The 24,937-nt window shown below is 44.8% G+C and carries 25 protein-coding genes; 16 read left to right on the forward strand and 9 right to left on the reverse strand.

The window, feature by feature from the left end; all coding sequences use genetic code 11:
* The first annotated feature begins 78 nt into the window (after nt 1–78).
* The 5 genes from DCO56_RS20425 (at nt 79) to DCO56_RS20445 (ending at nt 7,057) form a co-directional block, all read left to right on the forward strand.
* On the forward strand, nt 79–615 hold the full coding sequence (locus DCO56_RS20425; RefSeq protein WP_108635602.1) for a hypothetical protein: 537 nt from the start codon (nt 79–81) through the stop codon (nt 613–615).
* A gap of 222 nt (nt 616–837) precedes the next feature.
* Nucleotides 838–1,260 carry a hypothetical protein gene (locus DCO56_RS20430; protein WP_108635603.1) on the forward strand — a complete coding sequence of 141 codons (423 nt, stop codon included), beginning with the start codon at nt 838–840 and terminating at the stop codon, nt 1,258–1,260.
* 108 nt (nt 1,261–1,368) lie between these two features.
* Nucleotides 1,369–2,448, forward strand: coding sequence for an efflux RND transporter periplasmic adaptor subunit (locus DCO56_RS20435; protein WP_108635604.1), 1,080 nt, complete (start codon nt 1,369–1,371; stop codon nt 2,446–2,448).
* Between the two features lie 15 nt (nt 2,449–2,463).
* Complete coding sequence (locus tag DCO56_RS20440; protein WP_108635605.1) at nt 2,464–5,625, forward strand: efflux RND transporter permease subunit; 3,162 nt, start codon at nt 2,464–2,466, stop codon at nt 5,623–5,625.
* A complete protein-coding gene (locus DCO56_RS20445; protein WP_108635606.1) occupies nt 5,618–7,057 on the forward strand; it encodes a TolC family protein in 1,440 nt (479 codons plus the stop codon). The genes DCO56_RS20440 and DCO56_RS20445 overlap by 8 nt, the downstream gene beginning before the upstream one ends.
* Nucleotides 7,058–7,122: 65 nt before the next feature.
* On the opposite strand, the gene DCO56_RS20450 is transcribed toward DCO56_RS20445, so the two are convergent.
* The 4 genes from DCO56_RS20450 to DCO56_RS20465 form a co-directional block, all read right to left on the reverse strand.
* Nucleotides 7,123–7,587: a PepSY-like domain-containing protein gene (locus DCO56_RS20450; RefSeq protein WP_108635607.1), complete on the reverse strand. Its 465-nt coding sequence runs from the start codon at nt 7,585–7,587 to the stop codon at nt 7,123–7,125.
* A gap of 164 nt (nt 7,588–7,751) precedes the next feature.
* Complete coding sequence (locus DCO56_RS20455) at nt 7,752–8,678, reverse strand: HipA domain-containing protein (protein WP_108635608.1); 927 nt, start codon at nt 8,676–8,678, stop codon at nt 7,752–7,754.
* Nucleotides 8,671–9,006, reverse strand: coding sequence for a HipA N-terminal domain-containing protein (locus DCO56_RS20460; protein WP_108635609.1), 336 nt, complete (start codon nt 9,004–9,006; stop codon nt 8,671–8,673). Before DCO56_RS20460 ends, DCO56_RS20455 begins: the two co-directional genes overlap by 8 nt.
* Nucleotides 9,006–9,209, reverse strand: a complete 204-nt coding sequence (locus tag DCO56_RS20465) for a type II toxin-antitoxin system Y4mF family antitoxin (RefSeq protein WP_108635610.1) — start codon at nt 9,207–9,209, stop codon at nt 9,006–9,008. Before DCO56_RS20465 ends, DCO56_RS20460 begins: the two co-directional genes overlap by 1 nt.
* Before the next feature lie 168 nt (nt 9,210–9,377).
* Here DCO56_RS20465 and DCO56_RS20470 point away from each other — a divergent pair, with 168 nt between their 5' ends.
* The 8 genes from DCO56_RS20470 to DCO56_RS20500 all read left to right on the forward strand — a co-directional run bounded on the left by DCO56_RS20470 (nt 9,378) and on the right by DCO56_RS20500 (nt 18,072).
* The gene (locus DCO56_RS20470; protein WP_245935883.1) at nt 9,378–9,737 is read left to right on the forward strand and encodes a DoxX family protein; all 360 of its coding nucleotides are present in this window, start codon (nt 9,378–9,380) and stop codon (nt 9,735–9,737) included.
* Between the two features lie 37 nt (nt 9,738–9,774).
* The gene (locus DCO56_RS20475) at nt 9,775–10,272 is read left to right on the forward strand and encodes a DinB family protein (protein ID WP_108635611.1); all 498 of its coding nucleotides are present in this window, start codon (nt 9,775–9,777) and stop codon (nt 10,270–10,272) included.
* 4 nt (nt 10,273–10,276) lie between these two features.
* On the forward strand, nt 10,277–10,405 hold the full coding sequence (locus DCO56_RS29900) for a hypothetical protein (protein WP_281259417.1): 129 nt from the start codon (nt 10,277–10,279) through the stop codon (nt 10,403–10,405).
* 72 nt (nt 10,406–10,477) lie between these two features.
* Nucleotides 10,478–11,158 (forward strand): response regulator transcription factor, encoded by a 681-nt coding sequence (locus DCO56_RS20480; protein ID WP_108635612.1) that lies wholly within the window; start codon nt 10,478–10,480, stop codon nt 11,156–11,158.
* A gap of 2 nt (nt 11,159–11,160) precedes the next feature.
* The gene (locus tag DCO56_RS20485) at nt 11,161–12,507 is read left to right on the forward strand and encodes a sensor histidine kinase (protein WP_108635613.1); all 1,347 of its coding nucleotides are present in this window, start codon (nt 11,161–11,163) and stop codon (nt 12,505–12,507) included.
* Between the two features lie 90 nt (nt 12,508–12,597).
* Nucleotides 12,598–13,872: a TolC family protein gene (locus DCO56_RS20490; RefSeq protein ID WP_108635614.1), complete on the forward strand. Its 1,275-nt coding sequence runs from the start codon at nt 12,598–12,600 to the stop codon at nt 13,870–13,872.
* Nucleotides 13,869–14,975 (forward strand): efflux RND transporter periplasmic adaptor subunit, encoded by a 1,107-nt coding sequence (locus DCO56_RS20495; RefSeq protein WP_108635615.1) that lies wholly within the window; start codon nt 13,869–13,871, stop codon nt 14,973–14,975. Before DCO56_RS20490 ends, DCO56_RS20495 begins: the two co-directional genes overlap by 4 nt.
* Nucleotide 14,976: 1 nt before the next feature.
* On the forward strand, nt 14,977–18,072 hold the full coding sequence (locus tag DCO56_RS20500; RefSeq protein WP_108635616.1) for an efflux RND transporter permease subunit: 3,096 nt from the start codon (nt 14,977–14,979) through the stop codon (nt 18,070–18,072).
* 94 nt (nt 18,073–18,166) lie between these two features.
* Here DCO56_RS20500 and DCO56_RS20505 read toward each other — a convergent pair whose 3' ends face one another.
* The 5 genes from DCO56_RS20505 to DCO56_RS20525 all read right to left on the reverse strand — a co-directional run bounded on the left by DCO56_RS20505 (nt 18,167) and on the right by DCO56_RS20525 (nt 22,024).
* Nucleotides 18,167–19,159 carry an ABC transporter permease gene (locus tag DCO56_RS20505; protein ID WP_108635617.1) on the reverse strand — a complete coding sequence of 331 codons (993 nt, stop codon included), beginning with the start codon at nt 19,157–19,159 and terminating at the stop codon, nt 18,167–18,169.
* Complete coding sequence (locus tag DCO56_RS20510) at nt 19,122–20,120, reverse strand: ABC transporter ATP-binding protein (protein WP_108635618.1); 999 nt, start codon at nt 20,118–20,120, stop codon at nt 19,122–19,124. Before DCO56_RS20510 ends, DCO56_RS20505 begins: the two co-directional genes overlap by 38 nt.
* Before the next feature lie 24 nt (nt 20,121–20,144).
* Complete coding sequence (locus DCO56_RS20515; protein ID WP_108635619.1) at nt 20,145–20,999, reverse strand: COG1470 family protein; 855 nt, start codon at nt 20,997–20,999, stop codon at nt 20,145–20,147.
* A gap of 211 nt (nt 21,000–21,210) precedes the next feature.
* Nucleotides 21,211–21,501: a hypothetical protein gene (locus DCO56_RS20520; protein ID WP_108635620.1), complete on the reverse strand. Its 291-nt coding sequence runs from the start codon at nt 21,499–21,501 to the stop codon at nt 21,211–21,213.
* A 76-nt stretch (nt 21,502–21,577) separates the two neighbouring features.
* Nucleotides 21,578–22,024, reverse strand: a complete 447-nt coding sequence (locus DCO56_RS20525) for an Hsp20/alpha crystallin family protein (RefSeq protein ID WP_108635621.1) — start codon at nt 22,022–22,024, stop codon at nt 21,578–21,580.
* Nucleotides 22,025–22,460: 436 nt separating this feature from the next.
* On the opposite strand from DCO56_RS20525, the gene DCO56_RS20530 reads away from it, so the two are divergent.
* The 3 genes from DCO56_RS20530 to DCO56_RS20540 all read left to right on the forward strand — a co-directional run bounded on the left by DCO56_RS20530 (nt 22,461) and on the right by DCO56_RS20540 (nt 24,903).
* Entirely contained in the window at nt 22,461–23,057 is a 597-nt protein-coding gene (locus tag DCO56_RS20530; RefSeq protein WP_108635622.1) for a hypothetical protein, read from the forward strand.
* A gap of 274 nt (nt 23,058–23,331) precedes the next feature.
* A complete protein-coding gene (locus tag DCO56_RS20535) occupies nt 23,332–24,339 on the forward strand; it encodes a hypothetical protein (protein ID WP_146191103.1) in 1,008 nt (335 codons plus the stop codon).
* Between the two features lie 63 nt (nt 24,340–24,402).
* Nucleotides 24,403–24,903, forward strand: a complete 501-nt coding sequence (locus DCO56_RS20540; RefSeq protein ID WP_181390630.1) for a DUF6265 family protein — start codon at nt 24,403–24,405, stop codon at nt 24,901–24,903.
* Nucleotides 24,904–24,937: the final 34 nt, after the last annotated feature.

Genomic DNA, 24,937 nt, shown 5'->3' on the forward strand with positions numbered 1-24,937 from the left:
TATTTGCTTATTTTAAGTATAAAGCTTATCATAATTTAAGCAATACTTTTATAGTAATGGAATAATCTAAATACATGTATGGAACTGGATACGCTCTATATCAGCATTCAAATTGAAAGAGAAAGATTAAACGCTTTTTTCGCAGCGAGACCAATGCAGGCTGCCATTGATAAAAATTGGTTGCAATGGTGGGAAAGCCGCCAGATGTATAATAAATTAGCCTTGGAAACCATTCCTACCTATTCAAAACAGTGTATCCGTGATGTCTTGGATGATTTGCTCAGAACAGCATCTTACGGAGCTATGGAACAATACGATGACACAAATCAGCGCTGGACTTTTGCAGCACTCCATTTCAGCGAAAACTATCACGAAATACTGCCAATGCTGGCTCTTTTTAAACAACTGGCCAGCTATACCGAGAGCGGTTTTGCATTGATCTTTGACTGGATGTGGGGCGGTGATACAGTGATGGCTTACGTCGATTTTAAGGGAGGCGAAGCATCACTTGAGCCTGTGACAGCATCTTATGAGATAGAACTCAAACGTTTTGAAGAAGCGGATAGCTACTTACAGGTTCTTTCAGAGGCCCTTTACGGAAATGGGCAGGATTGATGTGTATTCCCAAAGGCGTTTCGATTGTTATGTAGCGGCATAAATACAAGCAGACTTTTGTTTATTGTGTCTGAATCAGCGCGTTAGATCTATTTAAATATCATTATTTTAATTTTAATGGGTTAATTTTAAATACTTTGTAACAATAACCTGTAATCTTTAAAACTTCTATATTCAAATTCCTTGCATCCTTTTTAAAGTTTAATTACATTTGCTTTAACGATGCAAGGAAGATTCCATCAATATCTATTCAGCGTTCTGTGTGCAATACTTGTCAGTTTGGGCTGGTATTATGCATCAGCGTCAAATGAGCCTGCATCAGCCAAGCGGAATGCAGTCGAACATTACAACAGACAGGTAAAAACTGAGGCACAGGATGTAGATGTCATCCGTAAAGGTGAACACCACCGCCATGAAAAACTCAGAGCTTTTGTCGCGGAGAAAGATGGTGAAAACGACGAGACAGGAAGTGATTCGGATACCACTAATTTATTTGCGCTTGCCAAAGAGGGTTTTGGAAATCTGAACGCCTACATCCACCCCGAATTTCACAATACGTGCACCGCAGTTTCGCTTGCCAATACAGAGCATCTTAGCCCATTAAAAAACGCCCTTTATATCCATTACAGTGTCTTCAGGCTGTGATTTTTAACTAATTTTTTTAAAAGAATATCAAAATGGCTTTCATTTATTTTGGAAGCTGGTCACACTATTGTTCAAATTTTTCAAAAATTATTATAAAAATATACGATCATGAAAAGCTTCATGTATATCAGCCTGTGTTTTATTGTGCTATCAACGAGCTGTCAGTCTGAAAAAAAGGAAAAGAAGGAAGCCGCAGTTTTCAACGTGACAACACCCCTGGTGAAAGACACCATTGTCAATAAAGATTATGTTGCCCAGATCCGCTCAATCAACCATATTGAACTGCGTGCGCAGGAAAAGGGCTACATCCAGTCCATATTTGTGGATGAAGGACAGTTTGTACAAAAAGGACAGCCGCTCTTTAAAATTATGCCCAACCTCTATGAATCCGATGTCAACCGCGCAAAAGCAGAGGTCAAATATGCCGAAATCGAATATCAAAATACCAAAAATCTCTCTGAAAAAGATATCGTTGCACCTCAGGAAACTGAGATGGCCAAAGCAAAATATGAGAAAGCTAAGGCCGAACTGACGTCGATGAACACCCACCTTAAATTTACGGATATCGCAGCCCCATTCTCGGGTATCGTCGGTAAACTACATGTGCGCAAAGGAAGCCTGGTGGACGAGGGAGAATTGATCACCGAACTCTCTGATAATAGTAAAATGTGGGTATACTTCAATGTGCCGGAAGTGGAATACCTCAATCAGATGGAAGCCAAGAAGGACAACAGCCCCCTGCATGTTCGCCTGACCATGGCCAACGGCAAGGAATTCGGTCAGGAAGGTATTGTTGAAACGATCGAATCGGACTTCAATAATGAAACCGGAAATATTGCCTATCGGGCCACGTTCCCAAATCCAAAGGGGTTATTACGCTTTGGGGAGACGGGAAATATCGTCATTACTTCTCCTTATGTGAATGCGATGATGATCCCGCAGAAAGCCACATTTGAGGAGCTTGAAAAGAAATATGTATATGTCATCACAAAAGATAATAAAGTAAAAGCAAGGGAAATAAAGGTTGCTGCCGAACTGCCCCATATCTACGTTGTCTCTTCGGGACTGAACAAGGACGAAAAGATTCTGCTGAACGGTCTTCGCATGGTACAGGAAAATCAGACCATTGAAGCGAGGTACCAGGCCCCGGAGAAAGTCATGTCAAACCTGGATTTATATGCAGAGTAATTAAAACGCAGCACTATGTTTAAAAAAGTAATTCATCGACCGGTATTTGCTATTGTCATATCGGTTGTCATCCTATTTATCGGGGGACTGGCGATCAAGCAGCTTCCTACCGAACAATTTCCGAAGATCGCACCGACCACGGTGGCGGTTTCGATAGCCTATCCGGGCGCCAGTGCGGATGTACTTGTCAAATCTTCGCTGATTACCTTAGAAAATGCCATCAATGGGGTGCAGGGCATGCGTTATATCGCTACAGATGCAACCAGTGCCGGGGAGGCGACCGTCAACGTGATCTTTGATCCGGGAACGGATCCCAACGATGCGGTGGTGCTGGTCAAAACCAGGGTGGATCAGGTGATGCCCCTCCTGCCTGAATTGGTGCAAAAGGAGGGGGTGATCGTCAATCCGATCCAGCCCAGTATGTTGATGTATGTCAACTTGTACAGCACCAGCAAAAGTATGGACGAAAAGTTTCTGTACAACTATGCCACGGTCAATATCATTCCCGAAATCAACCGGATCCACGGGATCGCCAAATCCCAGATCTTGGGTAGCCGCCGTTATGCCATGCGGATCTGGTTAAATCCCGACCGTATGCGGGCCTACAACTTATCGGTGGATGAGGTGATGAAAGCGATCGGAGAGCAAAGTATCATCGGCCGGCCGGGTCGATTGGGACAGAGCTCGGGTATCGCCGCCCAATCCCTGGAGTATGTATTGACCTATAAAGGACAGTACAATCAACCCGAAGAGTACGAAAACATTATTGTTCGCGCGAATTCGGAAGGGGAGAATATCAAACTCAAAGATGTCGGCAAAGTCGAATTGGGCAGTGAATTTTTTGATATCTACTCCAATCTGGACGGACATCCTTCGGCTTCCATTGTGCTCAAACAGAATTATGGTAGCAATGCCAATGATGTCATCAAAGATGTCAAAGCGAAGCTGGCAGAGATGAAGGGCAATTTCCCTCCGGGCATAGACTATAAGATCAGCTATGACGTATCGCAGTTTTTGGATGCCTCAATCGAACAGGTAATGCATACCCTGCGCGATGCCTTTATCCTGGTAGCCATTGTGGTGTTTATTTTTCTTGGCGACTGGCGCTCTACCCTGATCCCGATCATTGCGGTGCCAGTGTCGTTAATAGGTACATTCTTTGTCATCCAGTGGTTCGGCATGTCGATCAACTTGGTCACGCTGTTTGCACTCGTTCTGGCGATCGGAATTGTGGTGGACAATGCCATTGTCGTGATCGAAGCCGTGCATGCCAAGATGGAGGAGAGTGCGATCTCACCTTACAGTGCCGTCAAGGAAGTGATGGCTGAAATTGCAGGTGCGATCATCGCCATTACGGCGGTCATGGTGGCGGTATTTATTCCGATTTCTTTTATGACAGGCCCCGTGGGGACGTTCTACCGTCAGTTTTCAATTACCATGGCGAGTTCCATTGTGATATCGGCCGTGGTGGCACTGACACTCACGCCAGTGCTTGCAGCCATGTTGCTGAAAAATAACCATGGGAAACCTAAAAAATCAAATCTATTTACCAAAGCGCTCGATACCTTTAACCGTACCTTCGATCGGGTGACCGGCTCTTACGCTTCTTTTCTCCGAAAAATCGCCAGCCGTAGGATCATCACCTGGGGGATATTGATTGCGTTTTGTGTGGGCACGTTCCTGATCAACCGAACGCTTCCGGGCGGTTTTATACCGAGTGAGGATCAGGGGACGATCTATGCCATTATTCAGACGCCACCGGGATCGACGCTCGAACAGACCAATAAACTTTCCCGCGAGTTGCAGAAGATCTGTCAGGGGGTGGACGGCGTGGAGTCGGTCTCTTCCCTCGCCGGTTATGAGATCATGACCGAAGGTCGGGGTTCGAATGCCGGGACTTGTCTGATCAACCTGAAGACTTGGAGCGAACGGGAGCATTCGGTAAAAGAGATCATGGAGGAACTGGAAGAAAAATCTAAAAATCTGGGTGCAACCGTAGAGTTTTTCGAACCGCCGGCTGTTCCTGGTTTCGGTTCCTCAGGAGGTTTCTCCATGCGCTTACTCGATTTGAATAGAACCACAGACTACCAGGATTTTGATAAAGTCAACAAAGCCTTTATTGCTGAACTTAAAAAACGCAAGGAGCTGACAGGTGTGTTCACCTTTTTTGCTGCCAATTACCCGCAATATGAATTGGTGTTTGACAATAATGCCGCCATGCAAAAAGGGGTCTCCATTGGTAAGGCCATGGACAACCTCAATATCCTGATCGGTAGTACCTACGAACAGGGCTTTATCCGTTTTGGCCAATTTTTCAAAGTGTATGTGCAGTCATCACCTGAATTCAGAAGGCTGCCTTCGGATATCTTGAACCTCTATGTCAAAAATGACCATGATCAGATGGTGCCTTATTCGGCCTTCATGACCTTGAAAAAAACGCAGGGCCCCAATGAGATCACACGTTATAATATGTACAACTCGGCTGCGATCCGCGGGCTGCCGGCCAATGGGTATACCACGGCCGATGCCATTCAGGCGATCAACGAGACTGCCCTTGCTTCCTTGCCGCATGGCTACAAAGTGGCCTGGGAGGGACTGTCTTATGATGAGGCACAACGGGGAAATGAGGCGATTTATGTCTTTTTGGTTGTATTGGTTTTTGTCTACCTGGTGTTGGCCGCACAATACGAGAGTTTTATTATTCCGTTTGCGGTATTGCTGTCGCTTCCTGTCGGTGTATTTGGCTCTTTCTTCCTATTGAAGGCCATGGGACTGGAAAACGACATTTATGCCCAGGTCGGTTTGATCATGATCATTGGTTTATTGGGTAAAAATGCCGTACTGATCGTTGAATTCGCCGTCAAACGCCGTCAGGCCGGAGACACGATACTGGAAGCAGCCATCGAGGGCTCACGGGCACGGTTCAGACCGATTCTGATGACTTCCTTTGCTTTTATAGCCGGACTCGTGCCGCTGGTCTTTGCGAGTGGGGCCGGAGCCATCGGGAACCATACCATCGGTGCTTCTGCCTTGGGCGGTATGCTCGTCGGAACAGTCTTTGGCGTTATCGTCATTCCCGGACTCTATTACATTTTTGCAAAATTGGCTGACGGAAGAAAAATGATCCAGGCCGAAGACGATTCACCTTTAAGCGAAGACATGATACACTATGAATAAGAACAGAATATATCAATATACGGGTATCGCACTTTTCTTGCTCGGTTTTGCAGCCTGCAAACCCCTGGAAATACAACAGCGTGCCGAAAACAGAACAGTGCCGGAGAAATATGGGGTAGCTGAAAATGACTCTGTCAATACCGGAAAAATCAGATGGAACAGTTATTTCAATGATCCGCATCTACAGGAGCTGATTGGTCTGGCACTGGCCAACAATCAGGAGCTCCATATTATGCTCCAGGAAATCGAGATGGCCAAAAATGAAGTCAGTGCCAAAAAGGGGGAATATTTACCCAGTGTGGGGGTAAAGGTCGGTGCCGGTGTGGACAAAGTGAGCCGCTATACCAATATTGGCGCGATGGAGAAAAATACGGAAATCGAACCGGGACGGGAAATGCCTGAGCCGCTGTTTGATTTTGGCGTCGGTGTACAGGCAAAATGGGAAACGGATATCTGGGGCAAACTGCACAATGCGACCAAAGCACAGCTGCAGCGCTATTTTGCCAGCGTAGAAGGGAAAAACTTTATGGTGACGCATCTGATCTCCGAAATTGCGGATGCGTATTATGAGCTCCTGGCCCTGGATAATGAGCTGCTGGTCATCAATGAGAATGTGAAGATCCAAAATGACGCACTTACGGTGGTCAATGACCTTAAAAAGAATGCCCGGTCCAATAAACTTGCCATCAAAAGATTTGAGGCGCAGATCCTAAAGACTCAGGGCATGCAGTATGATATCCAGCAGCAGATAACGGAAACGGAAAATAGGATCAACTACCTGGTGGGACGGTTTCCGCAGCCGGTACAACGGGATCACGAAGCGTTTGATAAGCTTGTTCCGCAGACTGTATATACGGGTATCCCTGCTGATCTGCTGGAAAATAGGCCGGATATCAAACAGGCGGAATATGAACTGGCGGCTTCCAAACTGGATATCAAATCGGCGAAGGCACGTTTTTATCCTTCCCTGGATATTGCTGCCGGTGTGGGCTTGCAGGCTTTTGATCCGACTTACCTCATCAAACCGGAGTCTTTTCTGACCTCACTCGTCGGCGAACTGACTGCTCCCCTGATCAACAAGAGGGCGATCAAAGCGGCGTATTACAATGCCAACGCAAGACAGGTGCAGGCGGTATATCATTATGAGCAAACCATACTGGGGGCTTACATCGAAGTGGCCAACCAGCTTTCCAAAATTAAAAACCTGGAGAATGGGCTGGCAATCAAGACCAAGGAGGTGGATGCGCTCAAAGAATCCATAGACATCTCCAATGACCTGTTTAAATATGCGCGGGCGGATTATATGGAGGTGTTGCTGACACAGCGCGATGCACTGGAATCCAAATTTGAACTGGTGGAAAAGAAAGCCAACCAGCTCAAAGCAAGTGTCGCCATATACCGATCCTTAGGTGGCGGATGGGATCGTCAATAAGCAATTTTTAGTTTTTTTACTTGTTAGGGACTTATCGTATGGTAAGTCCCTTTTTGTAGTTTCATTTAATCATCAAGACCGATGAAAGCTCCCTCGGTATTAAATTTTAAATCCAGCTCATTGGACAAGTCGATTTGGTAACCATAGGGTTCTTTGTCAATCCCTTCAATAAATAGGGGGGCAGGGTATTGCTTGGTGACATAGCTCAATATGGGTGAAGGAATTAATGCGTCGGGTAATTTTTGATTATTTCCGTCGATATCGGTCCAGTTGCCATCTTTGTCGAGGTCGATCTCGATGCCGCTGGTCAATCTGACTTCATAGAGGCTACCGTCTGTATCGGCATTGTTTTTTCGCGTAACGCTGGCTACTGTGTTTACTCCAAAATGAGTTTCAATCATCTTTTTACCTGCCTGCGGCAATTCGGCATAGCTTGTTGTTGTTTCAATCGGATCGTCTTTGTCACATGCCATAAATGTCAATGCGCTGCCTGTCATTAGGACAGCGGCTAACCAGGTTAATTTCTTCATATTTGCTATTTTACTAAGTTCTATTACATCTCTTGTTGACTTGTTTTTTGTCGTCCAGGCTGTCTTAAGCCTGGAAACAGAAAATGCTACAGGGTAAAGTTTCAGATAGATTCTGGAAACATTTGGGAAAGAAACTTGGAAGCTAAATAAATAAGCGGATAAATCTACAATTCGATTTGATTGAATTTATGGGTAACCACCTTTGCGTATTGTTCCTTATATTCCTCAGTTAAAAAGCTACGATCAATCCAATTGGGAATTTTATCGGCATGTTTTGAAAAGTCGCTGTAGATATTATTCCGAACTAAATCAGAAATTCCTAAACTTGAAGCTAATTGGTTAAAGTCAGATTGCTTAATCTTTCTTTTGCGACCTCCCAACGTTAAGGCCATATCGTCCTTGTCTTTCGGGAAGATCAAGTTCACATTTAGGAGATCATACGCAGGCGATAGTAAAATATTGTTATTATGATGGATTAATGAAAAGTTTTTTAGGTGCATGTCATTATTACCAGTGAGGAAACTAAACAGCACTAATCTAAAGTATTTGATAGCATCTAGTCCGGAATTTGTAGCAAATTGTCTGATGATTTTCCCCACTCGCTCATAAGAGCTATTGTATTTTTGCTCTGTCAGTAGCTGCGATAATTGGCATAAATCTTCAATATGAATTTTCTTCCCCTTTTCTCGGTCAAATCGTTTTGTGATATATGCTAATTCTCCAGTAGCTGTTCGTATCAGGGAGTGCTCAGCAGTTTCTATTTTAAATAGCTTAGCCAAATGCATTGTTAAATCTTCTACTTCAGGCATAAAAAGAAAATCTGTAGATTGGGGCTTAAGGATATATTCTCCCCATAAGCCGACAAGTGTTAGTCGTTTACTACCCTTTTCCCCATTTAAACTAAGTGATATCTTGGGTTGCACGCCGGTTAACGCCAGTCTTTCATTTACTGTTATTTGAGCTAATTTATTTAATTTTTCCCTATCTAATTCCAGATAAGGAACTTGGGCTGTGCCAAAAAACTTTTTTGAGCATGCAATATGGTATTCCCCACTTTCAACTGGCTGGTAGCAAAATAAACAATTAAGCATGATCTTCCGCCTCCATCGGATAGACGGAAACGGCCCCAATGGTGTCCCGGCATAGATTAATCAATAATTCAAAGCGGTCTCGGGGATTGAGTTTCCAATACTTTTCACCTATTTCCAATAACCATCCCTCTGGAATCAGACCGTCAAAAAAGGGAAAAAGAACATTGCTGTGGTACGCGTGTTCCGAAATCGGTAGGGTTAAACTGATAGGCTTAGGATCGGCTGTTCTGATATAATTTTGATCGTAGTTAAATGAATAACCACGATCGGTTTCAATTAGATATCCTGCTAATTGATCTTGAAAATATATTTTTGCTTCACGCGCCATTATGCTCTAATTTTATCCACTACGCCAACCTCTTTACCAAATAAAGCTAATACATCATTTACTTTATCTAACCGAAGTGTTTTTTTTCCTTGTTCAAGGTCACGGACAAAACGTAAACCTACTCCAGCATTAAATGCCAAATCTTCTTGAGTAAGCTTTAGTTCCTTTCGTTTTTGTTTTACAAATAATTGCAATGAATCCATATCTATACCTTTTCTGATATAAATATAAGTAAAAACAAATTATTTATACCACTTCGGGTATAGAATTTTTGCTTTTGCTGTTTTTTATACCTTATCGGGGTTATTTTTGAAATCTTATTTGTCCTATCAAACTATTTTCGCCCTGTACTGTCTTCTAATAAAAAAGTTATGGAAAAATCTTGTTTTAAAAAGATCGCGCGCTGTGGCTTAGGTGCATTTTTGGTGGTCGCGGGAATTGGTCACCTCACTTTTGCCCGAAAGGAATTTCAGGCGCAGGTACCGGATTGGGTACCGATCTCTAAAGACGATACGGTGGTCTATTCCGGTTTTGCTGAAATTGCCCTGGGCACGGCGCTGCTATTGGCCAGGGGTAAACAGCGTGCTGCCGTGGGTAAAATTGCAGCTGCTTTTTTTGTTGCGGTGTTTCCGGGCAATATACTGAACATCGGGATGGTTTCGGACTGGACAGCGATGGGAAGCGCCTTGCCCGTTTATTTTTCCAGCCAGTATTGGTTGCCTGGGCGTTAAAGAGTACGAGCAAACAAAATAGCTTATAGAATCAGGTATGGAAAACGTAGAAGTTTGGATGCGGGGACCGATTGCAGGGATTCCCGATCTTTTGCAGCCGGTGGCTCATGCGCTGCTGCAGGCAGAAGAGGATATTGTGAAATATACTGCGCAGCTGTCATCTGAGCAGCTCTGGGCTCGTCCCTGTGGAAATGCCAGCATTGGATTTCACTTGTTGCATATCCGCGGTGTGATCGACCGCATGTTTACCTATGCTGCGGGCAAAGCGCTGTCTGCTGGGCAGTTCGATTACCTTCGGCAGGAGGGTGTCGTGGATATGGAGCTTAACGTAGCTACTTTAGTCGAAAACTTACAGCTGCAGATTGAGCAGGCCTTACAAATCTTAGCTGCTGTTAATCCCGACACGTTGACCGAGGAGCGTTTTCTGGGCCGGAAGCGCATTCCAACAACGTTGATCGGCCTGCTGTTTCATGCGGCAGAACATGCACAGCGCCATGTTGGACAGCTAATAGTCACTGTCCGCTGCGTAAAATAGGGGCGTGCCGAATGCTGTTTCTGGCAAGGTGTTGATAGAAAGTGGTTCCATCGGTGTATGGGGAGCCGAGAGCTGGATCAGGGCATCCATAGAGGCATTGGACGGCTGTGGACTGCAAGGGATTAATTCTTAATTTCGTATACTTGTAAGATTCCATTGGGAAATATATGATTTTTATAACCCCATATAAAGATAAACTCCGTTTATGCAGATACTTTTGGTAGAGGACGATCGTCGTATCAGTAGCTTTGTGGTGAAAGGACTGGAAGAATTGGGCCATCGGGTCATTTTGGCGGAATCCGCGGAGGCCGCACGGGAATGGGTCCATGCCGAATCACTGGATATCGTGGTATTGGATATTATGCTGCCGGGAATCGATGGGATCCAGTTTACAAAAATGCTGCGCTACCGCAAAAACTATATTCCGATTCTGATCTTAAGCGCGCTGGGTGAAATTGAAGATAAAGTCGATGCCCTGGAAAGTGGTGCCGACGATTACCTGGTCAAACCTTTTTCGTTTAAGGAGCTCGTCAGCCGCATCAAAGCCCTGGTGCGCCGGGACAGTTATAAAAATATAGTTAATGACACCTGCATCGAAATTCGTGACCTCAAAGTAGACCTGGATCGTTATGAAGTCTATAAAGGCGGTGCAAATGTGGATCTGTCCCCCAAAGAATTTAAGCTGCTTAAGTATCTGATCGAAAACCGCAATAAAACACTTTCGCGTACCGCTATCTTGCAGGCGGTCTGGGGAATTGATTTTGACAATAATACAAATGTCGTGGATGTGTACGTCTCTTATCTGCGGGGTAAGGTGGATGACGGAACTGATACATCCATTATCAAGACGGTCAAAGGGGTTGGTTACATGCTCAAAACAGACTGACGATGAACCTCAAGATCAGATTGACACTTTTTTCTTCATTGGTCTTCACGATCATTTTTGGACTTGCCACACTGGTCATCTATTGGATATTCTATAATTCTTCGGAACGCCATCTGATCAGTTCGCTGGAAAAAAATGCAAAGATTGCCGGGATCTACTACTTGGAAGCGGATGAACAGAGTCCTTTGAAACACCTGGAGTCTAAAAATCAATACGAAAGTCTGGTCAAGCGGGCCATGGTAGCGGTCTATAATGCCGAGGGCCGGGTAAGCTACGGTGGCTTGAAGTCGGATAGTCAAATCAATAAAAGCTTGCTGACGCAGCTGAAATCACAAAAAAAAGTTTATTTTAAAACGGAGGATAGCTTTTATTTCGGCCTATATTATCCAGATAATCAGGGTGATTTTTTTGTGTTTGTCAAGGAGTCAAATGCGGATTTCAGCCATCAGTTGAACCGCCTGCTTTTTATTCTCGTGCTTGTTTTTCTGGTTGCTCTGATTAGTATCGTCCTGCTGTCGGTCTGGCTGAGCAAATATGCTTATCTGCCCATTCGGAATGTCATTCAGGAAATCCGGCATAAGGATTTAAATACCATCCAGGAGCCGCTCACGGTCATCAGGACGAAGGATGAGCTGCAGGACCTGATCGAAAGCTACAATGCGCTCCTGCGACGGATCAGTGAAAACATGATCATCCGAAAGAATTTTGTGAGTTACGTCTCCCATGAGTTCCGCACACCTCTTGCCGGTATTCTGGGATCGATGGAGGTTTTTGGGACGAAAGCCCGCAGTCAGGCGGAGTATCAGGAGCTGGCAGCAACAATCACCGAACACGTCAATTTTCTGAACCAGCTTATCGGTAATTTTCTGTTGCTGACGGAAGACCGGGCCCTGACGCGCTCCATGGAGGTCTTTCGCATAGATGAGGTGGTATGGGACCTGGTGCCTAAGTTTAAGCGCACATTTTCCGTACCGCTGAAAATTGAGCTACAGGTGGATGAACCGCATTATTTTAATTTTCGGGGCAATCGCATGCTCCTGGCATTGTCGATCTCCAATCTGATCGAAAACGCGCTTAAATACGCCAATGGTCAGGAAGTGCTGGTGCGCATGACAACAGTCGATGAGCGTTTGTCCCTGGAGATCATTGATCAGGGTATCGGAATTCCGCAGGCGGAACTGGAGGCGGTGAAGCAGACCTTTTACCGCGCAACAAATGTCGGCAAAGTCAAGGGCAGCGGCATCGGTCTTTCTTTTGCGCAGATCGTTTTTAAAGACCAGGGCGTGGACTTTGCTATCCGTTCCGATGAACGAGGGACAACGGTATCGCTGCTGTTTCCAAAATTCTAATCTTTCTCTAATCTCTTCTAATCAAACTTTAATTTACCTTAAAGTTGCCTGTAATCCCTGTCGCTTAGTTTTGTGGAAATACAAAATAGAGTGAGAAAAATACGCATTGCATTACTTATTCTTCTTGGCCTGAATAGCAGGCTATCTGCACAGGAAATGCCCGAAAACCGTTTGCAAAAATCGGAAATAGAACAAGTCTTCTTAACACACAACCTGGCCCTGATGGCACAGCGTTTTCAGCTAAAGCAGGCTGACGCAGCGATCTTGCAGGCTAAGCTGTGGCCCAACCCCAAGATCTCTATTGGCGAGGTCAATCTCTGGAAAAACTCCTCCAGCGAGGAAATGCCGGCATTGATCGGGAACTACGGACGGTACCAACAGGTGGCCGTGGAATTGGAGCAGACGATTGAACTGGCCGGCAAAAGAAAAAAACGGGTACAGCTGCAACTCCTTGAAAAGGAGAATGCACAACTTCAGTTTGAGGAATTGCTCCGGAATCTGAAATATGACCTCCGTAGCCAATGCCTGGAGCTGCAGGTGCTGCAGGAAAAGGAGCGTCTCTACGCCAATCAGGTTGGAATCTTTCATCAATTGACGCAGTCTTACCGGAACCAGTGGAAGGAAGGCAACGTCAGCGAAATGGATTATCTCCGCATCCAGAGCGAGTCCATTGCTTTTGGGAATAAACTGAATGAAATCCAGCAGGAGAGAATTGAAAAAATGAACGATGTCGCACGTTATCTGGGGGCGAAAGGAAAGGCGTTTTCCATTGTGGATTCCATAGGCAACCCGGCCTTTATTGCGAATAGACAAAACGAATGGAAAGTCATGGCCCTGGATAATCGTGGTGATTATAAAATCATCCACAATGAATTTAAGAAAGGTCAGGCCCAGCTGGAAATAGAGAAAGCCGAACGTGTGCCCAACCTCGATGTTTCGGTGAATTATGATCGGGGCGGCAATATTATGCGTGATTTTATTGGTCTGGGCCTGTCCTTGGATCTGCCCCTCTTTAATAGAAACCAGGGGAATATCAAGATCGCCAAGCTGGAACTGGAAAAAAACAAGGTTGAAATCGAGCAGTCCCGAATCGATATCGAACGTGAGATTGATTTTCTTTCGGCACGTCTTAGTAACCTGGAATCTAGCCTGAAGGCTACAGATAATGGATTTGACGGTAGATTGGCTATAGCCCTGGAACGCTACGTCCGAAATTTTCAGGAACGCAGACTGACGATCGTTGAGTTTATAGATTTTATCAATAATTATATGGAAAACAAAGAATCAATATTGGAACGAAAGGCAAAATATCTTCAGTATGGCGAAGAACTGAGTTATTTAGTCGGAAAGGATATCATCCAATGAAAGGGAATGTTGTAATGCTGATGACGTTTTTGTCCATCTGTCTCCTGTTGGGCTGTCAGTCATCGCAAAAGGAGGAACAGCAGATTGTGGGGACAAAAAACTTTTGCCTCAGTGATGATTTCAAACACCATATTAAAATTGATTCGATCCAAAAGCGGGATGTGTCCGAACAGATTGCCTTAAATGGCGCAATTCAATACAACCAGGATGAACTTGCGGCATTGAAGAGCCCGATTCAGGGTATGGTGCAGTCTGTCGCTGTAAACGTGGGTGATTATGTGGAGAAAGGGCAGGTGCTGATCGCACTCAAAGGGACTTCGGTCAATGATCTGGGCAAGGAACTCCGCGAACTGGAAAATAGCCGACGTTTGACGGAAAGTAAAGTGAATAGTTTACGCAGCATGCTGAAAGACGGGATGGCTTCCCAACGTGAACTGGAGGAAATGGAGAGCGAACTGAAATCGGTGGAGATCGGGATCCGGAACGTAAAGGCAAATATGAAGCTGTTGAACGGATCGGCCGAAAATGGCATTTTTTATATCCGTGCGCCCAAAGCGGGGTATATCATTGACAAAAAGGTGAGTCCGGGCATGACGGTGGGCGATGATACGGATCTAATGTCAATCAGCAACCTGAATGAGGTCTGGGTGACTGTCAATATTTACGCAAATAACTTACCCTTTGTCAAAAATGGGGCGCATGTCAGGATCACAACACTGGCCTATAAAGGGGAATATTTTGAAGGCTATATCGATCAGGTGGCCAACTTTTTTGATCCCGAAGAACGGGTGGTCAAAGCGCGTGTCAAGCTGCTCAATAAGGATCTGAGGCTCAAACCGGGCATGAGTGTGGACGTATTGGTGGAGAAAGGATCCGCAGGGCAGAAACAAAACTTGCTGGCGATCCCCAAAGATGCGGTGATCCTGCATAACAACCAGAATTATGTCGTGATCTACAAAAGTGACTGTGATTTATCCTTGAAAGCTGTCGATATCGTATCGGAAAACGAAACCTATGCTTTCGTCGAAACGGGTCTGGAAGAGGGGGACCGCGTATTGACAGAAAATGAACTGATTGTATTTGATGAATTGATGAACAGATAGGATGAAGAAAGTTGTACAAAATATCGTTTCATTTTCACTGAAACATTCCCTGGTGGTGCTGTTTTTTACGCTGGCTTTATTGTTCGGCGGAATTTACGCTTACCTGCATACGCCGATCGAAGCATTCCCGGACGTGACCAATACCCGTGTCCGGATCATCACGCAATGGCCGGGACGCAGTGCCGAAGAAATCGAGAAATTCGTCACGCTGCCCGTCACCAAGGAAATGAACACCATCCCGAAAAAGACGGATGTACGGTCGATCTCGCTGTTTGGGCTCTCTGTCGTCACGGTCCAGTTTGAGGATGGTGTGGAAGACTTCTATGCGCAACAATATGCCGGCAACAAGATGCGTTCCATTGAGCTGCCGGAAGGAGCGGAGAGCTCCATCGAACCACCGTCGGGTGCCACGGGAGAAATCTTCCGCTATGTGGTCAAGAGCAACCTGCCGATCAAGGAGGTATCTGCCATTCAGGACTGGGTGATCGAACGGGAGCTCGTCGGGGTGCCGGGCGTAGCGGATGTCGTGAGCTTCGGCGGTGAAGAAAAGATCTATGAAATAAAGATCAATCCAACGGAACTGGCCAACTACAACCTTTCGCCCTTGGATGTATATGAGGCGGTATCGCGCTCAAATATCAATGTGGGCGGAGATGTGATACAAAAAGGAAATCAGGCCTATGTGGTACGTGGTGTGGGCTTGCTGGATAAAATAGAAGATATTGGCAATATTTTGATCAAAGTGGTGGGTAATACGCCCATCCTGGTCAAGCATGTGGCTGAGATCGAACTGGGTGCCAAACCGCGGCTCGGACAGGTGGGGCTCAATCAGGAGGATGATCTGGTACAGGGTATCGTTATTATGCTCCGGGGTGAAAATCCATCAGCGGTAGTGACACGCCTGAAAGAAAAAATTGAGGAACTGAACGGCCGTATTTTACCTGAAAATGTCAAGATCGAACCGGTGATTGACCGCACAAAATTGGTGAATAATACGGTACATACGGTGTCGAAAAACCTGATTGAGGGCGTTATCCTGGTTTCGATCATTGTCTTTATCTTTTTGAACAACTGGAAGACGACCTTTATTGTGGCCTCGGTGATTCCATTGGCCTTCTTGTTTGCGATTATTTTATTGAAAATACAGGGTTTGCCGGCGAATCTGATTTCCATGGGGGCACTGGACTTTGGCCTATTGCTCGAGGGCACGTTGGTGATCGTGGAGACGGTTTTTGTCTCCCTGGAAAAGGAGGCGCACCGGCTGGGGACGGCCCGTTTCAACAAGGTATCCAAACTGGGCATCATTAAAAAAAGTGCGGGTTCGGTGGCGGGGTATATCTTTTTTGCCTTACTGATCCTGATTGTCGCACTGACACCGATTTTCTCTTTTCAAAAGGTCGAAGGAAAGATGTTTTCGCCATTGGCCTTTACCCTCGGCTATGCCCTGTTGGGCTCCCTGGTCCTGAGTCTGACCTATGTGCCTGCAATGTGTAAGTATCTGCTGAAGACGAATATCAAAGAGGATGATAATAAAATAACTAGGGTCAGCCGAAAGGTAATTTTTAGTGGGTTCAAAAAAGCTTTTGATCATCCAAAATGGACCTTGGCGCTTTTTGGACTGGTGCTGGTTGTTTGTATGGTGCGCTTTAGCCATTACGGTTCGGAATTCCTGCCCAAGCTTAATGAGGGGGCCATTTATGTCCGTGCGACATTGCCCAATAGTGTCAACCTGGAGGAATCGGTCAAGTTGACGAAAACAATGAAAACCAAATTGATCGACCAATTTGATGAGATTGATTTTATTATGACGCAGACGGGTAGACCCAATGACGGGACGGATCCGACCGGGTTTTTTAATATCGAATTTAATATTGAACTGAAACCGGAGGGGGAGTGGAAGCGGAAAATATCGAAAGAGAAACTGATCGGGCAGATGCGCGATAGCCTGCAGACTTTCCCGGGAATCAATTTTGGTTTTAGCCAGCCGATTCAGGACAATGTGGAGGAATATGTGGCCGGCGTAAAAAGTCCGCTGGTGATCAAGATTTTTGGTGAGAACTTGCAGGATCTGGAGAACAAAGCCAATAAGTTTGCTGAATCGCTCAAGAAGGTAGCAGGTATCACGGATGTGAATGTATTTAAAAATATTGGTCTGCCCGAACTGCGGATTCAGCTGCACGACTCCAAGATGGCGAAGTATGGGGTGTCGACCAGAGATGTGCAGTCGGTCATCGAGATGACCATCGGGGGACAGTCCGTGACGCATTTTTACGACAATGAGCGCATCTTTGATGTCCGCCTGCGCTTTCAGAAACAGTACCGGGACAGCCCCGAAAAGATCGGAAACATCATTATTCCGACGATGAATGACCAGAAGGTGCCGCTGCGGGAAATCGCAACTATAGACTATCATACGGGACCGGCCTTTATCTACCGCGACGGGAATTCGCGCTATATCGGTGTTGGATTTAATATTGAAGGCAGGGATCTGGGCAGTACCATCGCGGATGCGAAAAAACAGATCGCGGCTGATATTAAATTGCCCAAGTCTTACAAGGTTGTCTGGGCCGGTGAGTTTGAAAGCAAGGAAAGGGCCACCAAACAGCTGATGAACGTGGTGCCGGTTTCCCTGCTATTGATCTTGCTTTTGCTCTACGCCAATTTTGGCAATCTTAAAGATACGCTGATCTCCTCCCTGACGCTTGCCTTTGCATTTATCGGTGGGTTTGTATCCCTATGGATGACGGGGACGACATTTGGGATCTCGGCCGGTATCGGTTTTATTATTCTCTTTGGCGTGGCAACGATCGACGGAATTGTCTTAATAGGCGTCATGAAGGAAAACCTGCTGCACAAGATGGGCTTGAAACCTGCTATTTATGAAGCCGTAAAAAGCCGGATCCGGCCGATCTTAATGATTGCACTCATGGGAGCGATGGGCTTATTGCCAGCTGCCCTGTCCAATGGCATGGGATCTGAAATCCAGAAACCCTTGGCCATTATGATTGTCGGCGGTTTGATTATCTGTATGATTCTTTCGTTTTCCATTCTCCCGATTGTCTTCTACTACGCTTACAAAAGAGAAAATAGAGATTAAGTACCCATTTTTTATTCATTATATACTTGATAAAGGCTGCCTATCCGATCGGACAGTGCAGCCTTTGTTGTTTTAGTATATTAAAGCGATGCGATCAGCTCCTTATTTCCCTTCGCATAAAAATGTAATAGGACCAGGCAAAGCAGACCATCATGGCGGCGGTGAGTCCACTGATCTGGGGCCAGACCATCAGAAAACTTTCGCGAAAGGAGAGTGGTGAAGGGATGGCGCCCACCATCTGTTCCATGGCGATAGGGCCAAGGCTGCGTACCGAAGGCATCAGCAGGGTGGTCGTGGCATCGGTATAGAGCTGGCTTGGCGATAAGCGAAGCAGGTTTAAGATCAATTCATTGTAACCAAGATATTCCTGTTCGGAGATGTAATTGGGATTGGGTAAAAATGGTCGAATGGCCAAATTTACCAGGATAGGAAAGAATATGGTAAAAAATAGCCAGATGCCGATTGCGGTGAGTGCTGAAGTGGCCGGCTGACGAAAGCGGATCGACAACAGGATGGACAGGCTCAGCCAGAAAGCAACATATAGCACACTGATTAGAGTGAAACCCAAAATACGCAGCAATTCCTGGGGTTCTATCCGCACACCGGTACCAATGAGTCCGCCACCGATCATCAACAGGGCCAACGCGACAAATAATGTACCCACAACGACCAGTGGTGCCAGAAATTTGGCGAACAATAGATTGTCGCGGTAAATTGGTTGTGCCAGCAAACGGGTGAGTGTCCCATTGTTATATTCTGCATTGACGGCGTCAAAACCAAGGGCTATGCCCAATAATGGTGCTAGAAAGTTTAAAAAAACATGAAACGGCGGAATGGAATTGTCCGTTGTGGTCAGGAGCTTTAGATATAGAAATGACTGATCGGGATCACGCATATTGCTGACAGCGTCCTTGAGCCCCATGGAAGAAACATACAGGGATGCTCCGAAGGTCAGTACGATGAGCAGGATCAGAATAATAAAACGCCAGCTGCGGATATGTGCCGCGATTTCTTTGCGGACCAGCACCTGCATCGGAACGGATGGTCGGTTATTGATATCTTTTGAAGAAACCGTTGGATTTTTCATAGACAGTATTTGTTGTTATGCTGTTCTCAAAATATGTATTATAAATATCGTCGAGCTGGTAGTCATTGCGGTTTACGGAAACAATATCAGCACCATTGTTGACCAGAATGCGTACGGCGGCCGCGGTGGCATCGTTGTCGGTTATCAACTCGATCGAATGCCCTGTGATAGCAAGTTTGCGAATTCCAGGCAGCACATGGAGCGCTTGCTCAATTTTTGCGCTATCGCCTGGGGGCTGTTCAAGAGTAATGACTGTGCTGACTCCTTTCTGCTGTTGCAGGTTTTGGGCCAGGCTTTCAATAGATCCTTCGACCAGTAACTTACCGCCAACGAAAATGCCCACCCGATCGCATACACGCTGTACCTGGTGGAGGTGGTGTGAAGAAAGCAGGACTGTAAGGTTATGCTCCCTGCTGAGCTTCTTGATGAGTTCCAGGAATTCATCAACGCCCTTGGGATCAATGCCCAGCGTAGGTTCGTCAAGAATGGCAACCTCGGGAGCCTTGATCAGCACCTCGGCCAAGCCCAGACGTTGTTTCATCCCGCGGGAAAAAGCACCCGTTTTTTTATGCATCTCCCGTTCGAGTCCCACGACATGCAACATGTCTTTAGCGGCAGCTTGTGCATAGGATTCTGTAAGTCCATTTAATTCGGCAATGAAACATAGGTTTTCCAACGCTGTCATGTCCGGGTAAAAACCTACATTGTCGGGAAGGTAGCCAACTTTGCGTTTCACTGCGATAGGATTGCGCGTGGCATTATGGCCACAGACATGGGCTGTACCGGCCGTGGGTTCGGTCAGGCCCAGCATCATGAGAATACTGGTTGTCTTTCCGGCGCCATTGGGACCAAGTAGGCCAAAGATCTCTCCGCGATAAATATGCAGGTCCAACTTGTCTACGGCGGTTACTTTACCGTAGTTTTTGGTCAGGCCTGTCAATTGAATGATAGGATCCTTCATAATGATAGTCTTTTTGTCGCGCCCTTATCTGCGGCCGTATTTGCGGATAAGATAATACACCAAGCCAATAGCCAATACGATGACCAGCATGCCGATCCAGCCGGAAAGCAAAGAGGTCTTGACGATCATACGGAATGAAATGTCGGCGTTGCTGTTGGATGACTTGATCTCGAATTTGGCCGCATAGTCACCGGCGATAGTCTTGTCGGGAACTTTTAGGTTGACTTTGACGTCGATAGATTTACCTGCTTCGAGCTGTTTGATAGTCGAGGGATCGAAGCTTGCCTCCCATCTGCTGGGTAATTGGGACGTCAGTTCCAGTATATTGAGCGGAAGAGTACCTGTGTTTTTGACTTTAAGCAGAATTTCCTTGCTGCTGCCGGATACGACTTCGTCGCTGAGTCTTCCACTTGGTGTGGTCAGCTCAAGTGCATAAGAGCCCTTGACGACTGCTTCCAGATCGAGTTGTAGCGTATCTTTTGAAGATATGGCTTTTACGGGGATTTTATATTTATCGGGCTTAGCAGTGATGGGACAACTGATTTCAATGCTGATTTCCTGTACTTTATTGGGCTGCATCTGCAGGGAAGTCACTTGCGACCCTTCTACGCGGTAGCTAATCTGCCATCCGTCGGGTAGCTGTGCATTCAAGTTGTAGTTGACCAATTGAGCAGATCCATTGGTCAGAGTCGTGGTATAACGAAAAGGTTCATTGCTAGGGGCCTCAATATTGATCAACCTCGCTTCAAAACTGGATTTGAGCGGTTTCACGGTTTGCCCCGATAGATAAAGGCTGTTTGCCAGCACAATAAGTGCGATAAAAAATGGCCTGAAAGAAAAATGTCGGTCTGTGTTTGTAATTAGTAATTTTGTTAACATGATCCAATAACTAAAATTTATATTTAAATAGAATATTAGCTTTTAAAAAATGTCGGTTTGGGGTATCAGGTACCTTTTTGAAAAAACCGCTCCCAAATTAAAAATCAATTTGATAAAAATCAAGGGTGAAAGAAAAAAACAATTGTAAAAAAAATGTGCTTAAATGAACTGTAAGCCGATAATTTGTGCTGAATGCCAGAGCGGACTGCCGTCAGTCGAAATTTACTGACCGGAAGGTCTTCTTAATAATAGTCTTGGTGTTTTCTGCCAATTCATCCAGTGTGCAGTGTATTGATCGTAATTGTGTCTTCGGAACCTCTGTGTCGTTCAGGAGAAGATTGATGCGCAATCGCCGGATGTCCGAGGCCTCATGGTCACCAAGTAATTCATCAAATAATTCCTGAATAATCTTTTCGCAGCTGTTCTGGTCGAAACTGGCGATAGTGATATAACGTCCGTGGCAGTACATCTGTAATTCAATATAATAATTCGATGTTTTCATAATCTTTGTATTAAAGACTGAAAAATAGGTTAGCCTCCAGTGGAGGCTAACCAAGTTAAAGTTGCTATTTGAATCTTTAGGATATTTCGATCAGTCGTGGTTCTTTCTGCTTGGCCTCTTCTTTTTTAGGTATTGTCAATCGCAGCATGCCATTTTCATAGCATGCCCGGATATTATCCTGGTCGACTACATCCTTCTGAAGCTCAAAGCTACGCTGGAAAGATTGGTAACTGAACTCCCGGCGTGTGTAGTTTTCCTTATGTTCCTCATTTTGTTCCTCCTTAGCCGAGGATATGGTCAATAGGTTGCCATCGAGCGTCACCTTAAAATCATCTTTGGCCATGCCCGGGGCAGCAACCTCAACTTCAAAAGTATCTCCGTTTTCCTTGATGTTGACCGCAGGAACGGTGGTACTTGTTGATGAGAAATTTTTGTTGTCCCAATTTAAAAGCTCACGGTTAAAATTATCAAACATGGGCGAAAAAAGTGAAAAATTGTTCCAGTTTCTTTTTGCAAGTTTCATAGTAACCTCCTTTTAATGAAGTATAACAATAATTTAAATTTGCCAGCCGGCCGACTGTATTAAATAATCCACAAAAAAAATACCGAGCTTAAAAAACTGAAATTTTTGCACCAAAACTGCCAAATTTTACATGATAAATTGACAGAAAAAATAGAGCTTTTAAAAAAAATGGCTATTTGAAGCTTTTTTAAACTATTTTCAATTGGATCTTGTCCTTATAATAATCCATTTGATGGATAACTTAGTTATAAAGGTCAGGATTCTTTTATGTTCCTGGCCTTTTCTTTTTTTTGTGGGAAACTTTCGGCTCCGACCGATTGTTTATAAGATAGAATAATCGGCACAATGGACCGTACATGCTGTCGGACTTGACACGGTTGAATGTGTGCTTGTCGATTAGGGACTAGAGATTAGGTATTAAATTAAAAATTGATATATGAAACGGGAACAAATTGAAGCGTGGATTGCCGAGGGATATAACATTCTGGAACATAATAAACCCAAAATCGTCCAGGGGGATGTCTGGGAATATCTAAACAAATGTGATGGACAGGGCACCGATGTGTATGCGCTGTCGGAGTTGGCAAACTGGTCGAATCGGGAATTGTCGGAATTGGAACTGCGTAAATATGCGAAGGAGTACGGGCAATTGGGGGAGAAGCAATTCCTACGCAATGAAGCCATCCGAACGAAACAGTTTGATAAGTATGTTGCATTCCTCAAACTATTTTATCCCAATAGTGTCGAAAAAGAGCTTGAGGAAGCTAAATTTTTGGCAGAAAGGGTACAGCAGCTGACCAAAGCAGAGATGGAACAATGGGTCGTATCCAACAATATCAATGTCCTATTGTCCGATTTAAACTGTCTGGATGAATCGGCTATCATTACGGGAATGGTTGTCCCCTCCGAAGAACTGGTAAGTTATACCGATGGGGGATTACAGGATACCATGGACTGTCATGTGACGCCCATGGAATTTTTTAGCCACACGAACCACACTGCTTATTGGATAGATCCAAAAATAAAAGCCTAGCATCAATGCCGGGCTTTTGCCTGTAAAATGGCTCTCGAATTATCTTTTCCGCTTAATCGACGACATGAGTCTGTACGGCCTTTTGCCAAGGCTGACGACTCTGGGTATATTTTTGCTTTTTGCCAATGGCGTCTTTCTGCTGATCTGGCTTGTCCTCCTGTATTTTGCGCTGACTTTTACGAATCGTAACTGATCTAATGCGGATATTAAAATAGATCCGCTTGTTGTGATGTTATCCCTATCTTTAGGGTCAAATAGATTATAAAAGCAAAAAATGAACGTAAAAATAACAAAGTTGTTAAGTCTGCTGGTGTTGATTTTCTGTATGGGCAAAGGCTTGTTTGCACAAAAATTCTATCCAAGAAATTTCATTCATCTATATACAGATGAAGGGATTCCGGAAAATAAAGTTGCTAAACTAAATGCGGCCTATCTGTTACCTACGGGATTCCAGCGGGTAAATGATAGCCTCTATATACATCCGCAGACGAAGGAAAGACTGTCGTTGTCCACCAGACAGCAGGACAATAAGAATGAACTGTTGCTGACTTATATTACGGCCGCCGATCTTAGTGTTTTTAGAGCGCGCTTGCTTGATTATGAGCCTAAGCTTGAGCAGATCGATGCGAATACCTATCAAGCTACATTTAACAATCCGGTGGTTAAGTATATGATCGCCGGGGATACCGTCATTGACAATAAGCGGCTTCATGCCATAAAATTCCTGCTGATCTATGACAAAGGACAAAAATTTCCTTTTTCTTCGGATAATTACACGTTTCCTGTTACGGAGACTTATCCGCTCCAGCATACAACCTGGTATTTTACAGCCAAATACGAAAGATCGCCATCAAATTCGGAGTACAATGAGATGAGAATAATATTCGGCAAAGAGAAGACCGCCTACAAGATTGAGTTTGTGGATGATATCAATTTTAAGTTAACGTATACGGATCCGAAGAAAAAGACACATGTGTATCAGGGGCAATATCAAAACTACAAATCTGATATCTCCTTTTTTAACCGTCAGGGCGGATGGTCGGACAAGGATAAAACGGGTAGGGCACTTGCAACCCCCGGCGAACAGTATATGGGTAAGGAATCATTTTATGAAGATCCAAAAAAGTTTGCGGAGGAGGCAGGGACGGCCAGATACTTTCGATTTATCTTTTTAAATAACTACCAAGCTATTTACCATTCTGATTCAGGTCTGATGGAATTGAGTAAACAGGAAGCCAGGGAACAGGAAGATATTTTAAGTATGCCTAGGCGGGAGAGGTAAAATTGTATAAAAATAGGTATATTGAAGTCAATATTAACATACAATTCATAACCAAAATAGTAAATGATGAAAAGGATAGGTCTTTTAGTTTATACCGCTGTCGCTGTATCCTGTCACCAGACGATAAAAAGTGGTCCCACTGCAACCTCAACGACTGCATCTGAACCTACAAAGGAGGTAATTGTGAATTTAGATTGGCTCAACGGAAATTGGAAGCGGGTGAACGAAGAAAAAGGAAAAGAAACTTTTGAAAACTGGGAAAAAATAAGCGTGACAGAATATGCAGGCTTTTCCTATACATTGCAAAAAGGGGATACCGTAAGCCAGGAGCAAATGTCGTTAATCGCAACGGATGGAAAATGGAGCTTATTCGTTAAAACTCCGGATGAAAAAAGACCTATTGAATTTAAGCTGGCAGAGCTTAAAAGCAACGAGTTTGTTTTTACGAATGATTCGATAGATTTTCCGAAACAGATCCAGTATTGGACCGAAAGTGGAAAGCTGAAAGCAAAAGTTTCTAATAAGGACATGGAAATTCCCTTTGAATTTGAGAAAATTCAATAGCTTAAATGGATTTTCATTAGGAATACGCTAAATA

Source organism: Sphingobacterium athyrii, assembly GCF_003071065.1.
GTDB classification, from domain to species: domain Bacteria; phylum Bacteroidota; class Bacteroidia; order Sphingobacteriales; family Sphingobacteriaceae; genus Sphingobacterium; species Sphingobacterium athyrii.

Coding starts and splice junctions, on each gene's coding strand:
- DCO56_RS20520 (WP_108635620.1), bottom strand. CDS start 21,501: ATGAAAACATCGAATTATTATATTGAATTACAGATGTACTGCCACGGA.
- DCO56_RS20430 (WP_108635603.1), top strand. CDS start 838: ATGCAAGGAAGATTCCATCAATATCTATTCAGCGTTCTGTGTGCAATA.
- DCO56_RS20500 (WP_108635616.1), top strand. CDS start 14,977: ATGAAGAAAGTTGTACAAAATATCGTTTCATTTTCACTGAAACATTCC.
- DCO56_RS20455 (WP_108635608.1), bottom strand. CDS start 8,678: ATGCTTAATTGTTTATTTTGCTACCAGCCAGTTGAAAGTGGGGAATAC.
- DCO56_RS20460 (WP_108635609.1), bottom strand. CDS start 9,006: ATGGCGCGTGAAGCAAAAATATATTTTCAAGATCAATTAGCAGGATAT.
- DCO56_RS20480 (WP_108635612.1), top strand. CDS start 10,478: ATGCAGATACTTTTGGTAGAGGACGATCGTCGTATCAGTAGCTTTGTG.
- DCO56_RS20530 (WP_108635622.1), top strand. CDS start 22,461: ATGAAACGGGAACAAATTGAAGCGTGGATTGCCGAGGGATATAACATT.
- DCO56_RS20540 (WP_181390630.1), top strand. CDS start 24,403: ATGATGAAAAGGATAGGTCTTTTAGTTTATACCGCTGTCGCTGTATCC.
- DCO56_RS20495 (WP_108635615.1), top strand. CDS start 13,869: ATGAAAGGGAATGTTGTAATGCTGATGACGTTTTTGTCCATCTGTCTC.
- DCO56_RS20445 (WP_108635606.1), top strand. CDS start 5,618: ATGAATAAGAACAGAATATATCAATATACGGGTATCGCACTTTTCTTG.
- DCO56_RS20510 (WP_108635618.1), bottom strand. CDS start 20,120: ATGAAGGATCCTATCATTCAATTGACAGGCCTGACCAAAAACTACGGT.
- DCO56_RS20515 (WP_108635619.1), bottom strand. CDS start 20,999: ATGTTAACAAAATTACTAATTACAAACACAGACCGACATTTTTCTTTC.
- DCO56_RS20425 (WP_108635602.1), top strand. CDS start 79: ATGGAACTGGATACGCTCTATATCAGCATTCAAATTGAAAGAGAAAGA.
- DCO56_RS20470 (WP_245935883.1), top strand. CDS start 9,378: ATGGAAAAATCTTGTTTTAAAAAGATCGCGCGCTGTGGCTTAGGTGCA.
- DCO56_RS20475 (WP_108635611.1), top strand. CDS start 9,775: ATGGAAAACGTAGAAGTTTGGATGCGGGGACCGATTGCAGGGATTCCC.
- DCO56_RS20505 (WP_108635617.1), bottom strand. CDS start 19,159: ATGAAAAATCCAACGGTTTCTTCAAAAGATATCAATAACCGACCATCC.
- DCO56_RS20465 (WP_108635610.1), bottom strand. CDS start 9,209: ATGGATTCATTGCAATTATTTGTAAAACAAAAACGAAAGGAACTAAAG.
- DCO56_RS20440 (WP_108635605.1), top strand. CDS start 2,464: ATGTTTAAAAAAGTAATTCATCGACCGGTATTTGCTATTGTCATATCG.
- DCO56_RS20435 (WP_108635604.1), top strand. CDS start 1,369: ATGAAAAGCTTCATGTATATCAGCCTGTGTTTTATTGTGCTATCAACG.
- DCO56_RS20525 (WP_108635621.1), bottom strand. CDS start 22,024: ATGAAACTTGCAAAAAGAAACTGGAACAATTTTTCACTTTTTTCGCCC.
- DCO56_RS20535 (WP_146191103.1), top strand. CDS start 23,332: ATGAACGTAAAAATAACAAAGTTGTTAAGTCTGCTGGTGTTGATTTTC.
- DCO56_RS20485 (WP_108635613.1), top strand. CDS start 11,161: ATGAACCTCAAGATCAGATTGACACTTTTTTCTTCATTGGTCTTCACG.
- DCO56_RS20450 (WP_108635607.1), bottom strand. CDS start 7,587: ATGAAGAAATTAACCTGGTTAGCCGCTGTCCTAATGACAGGCAGCGCA.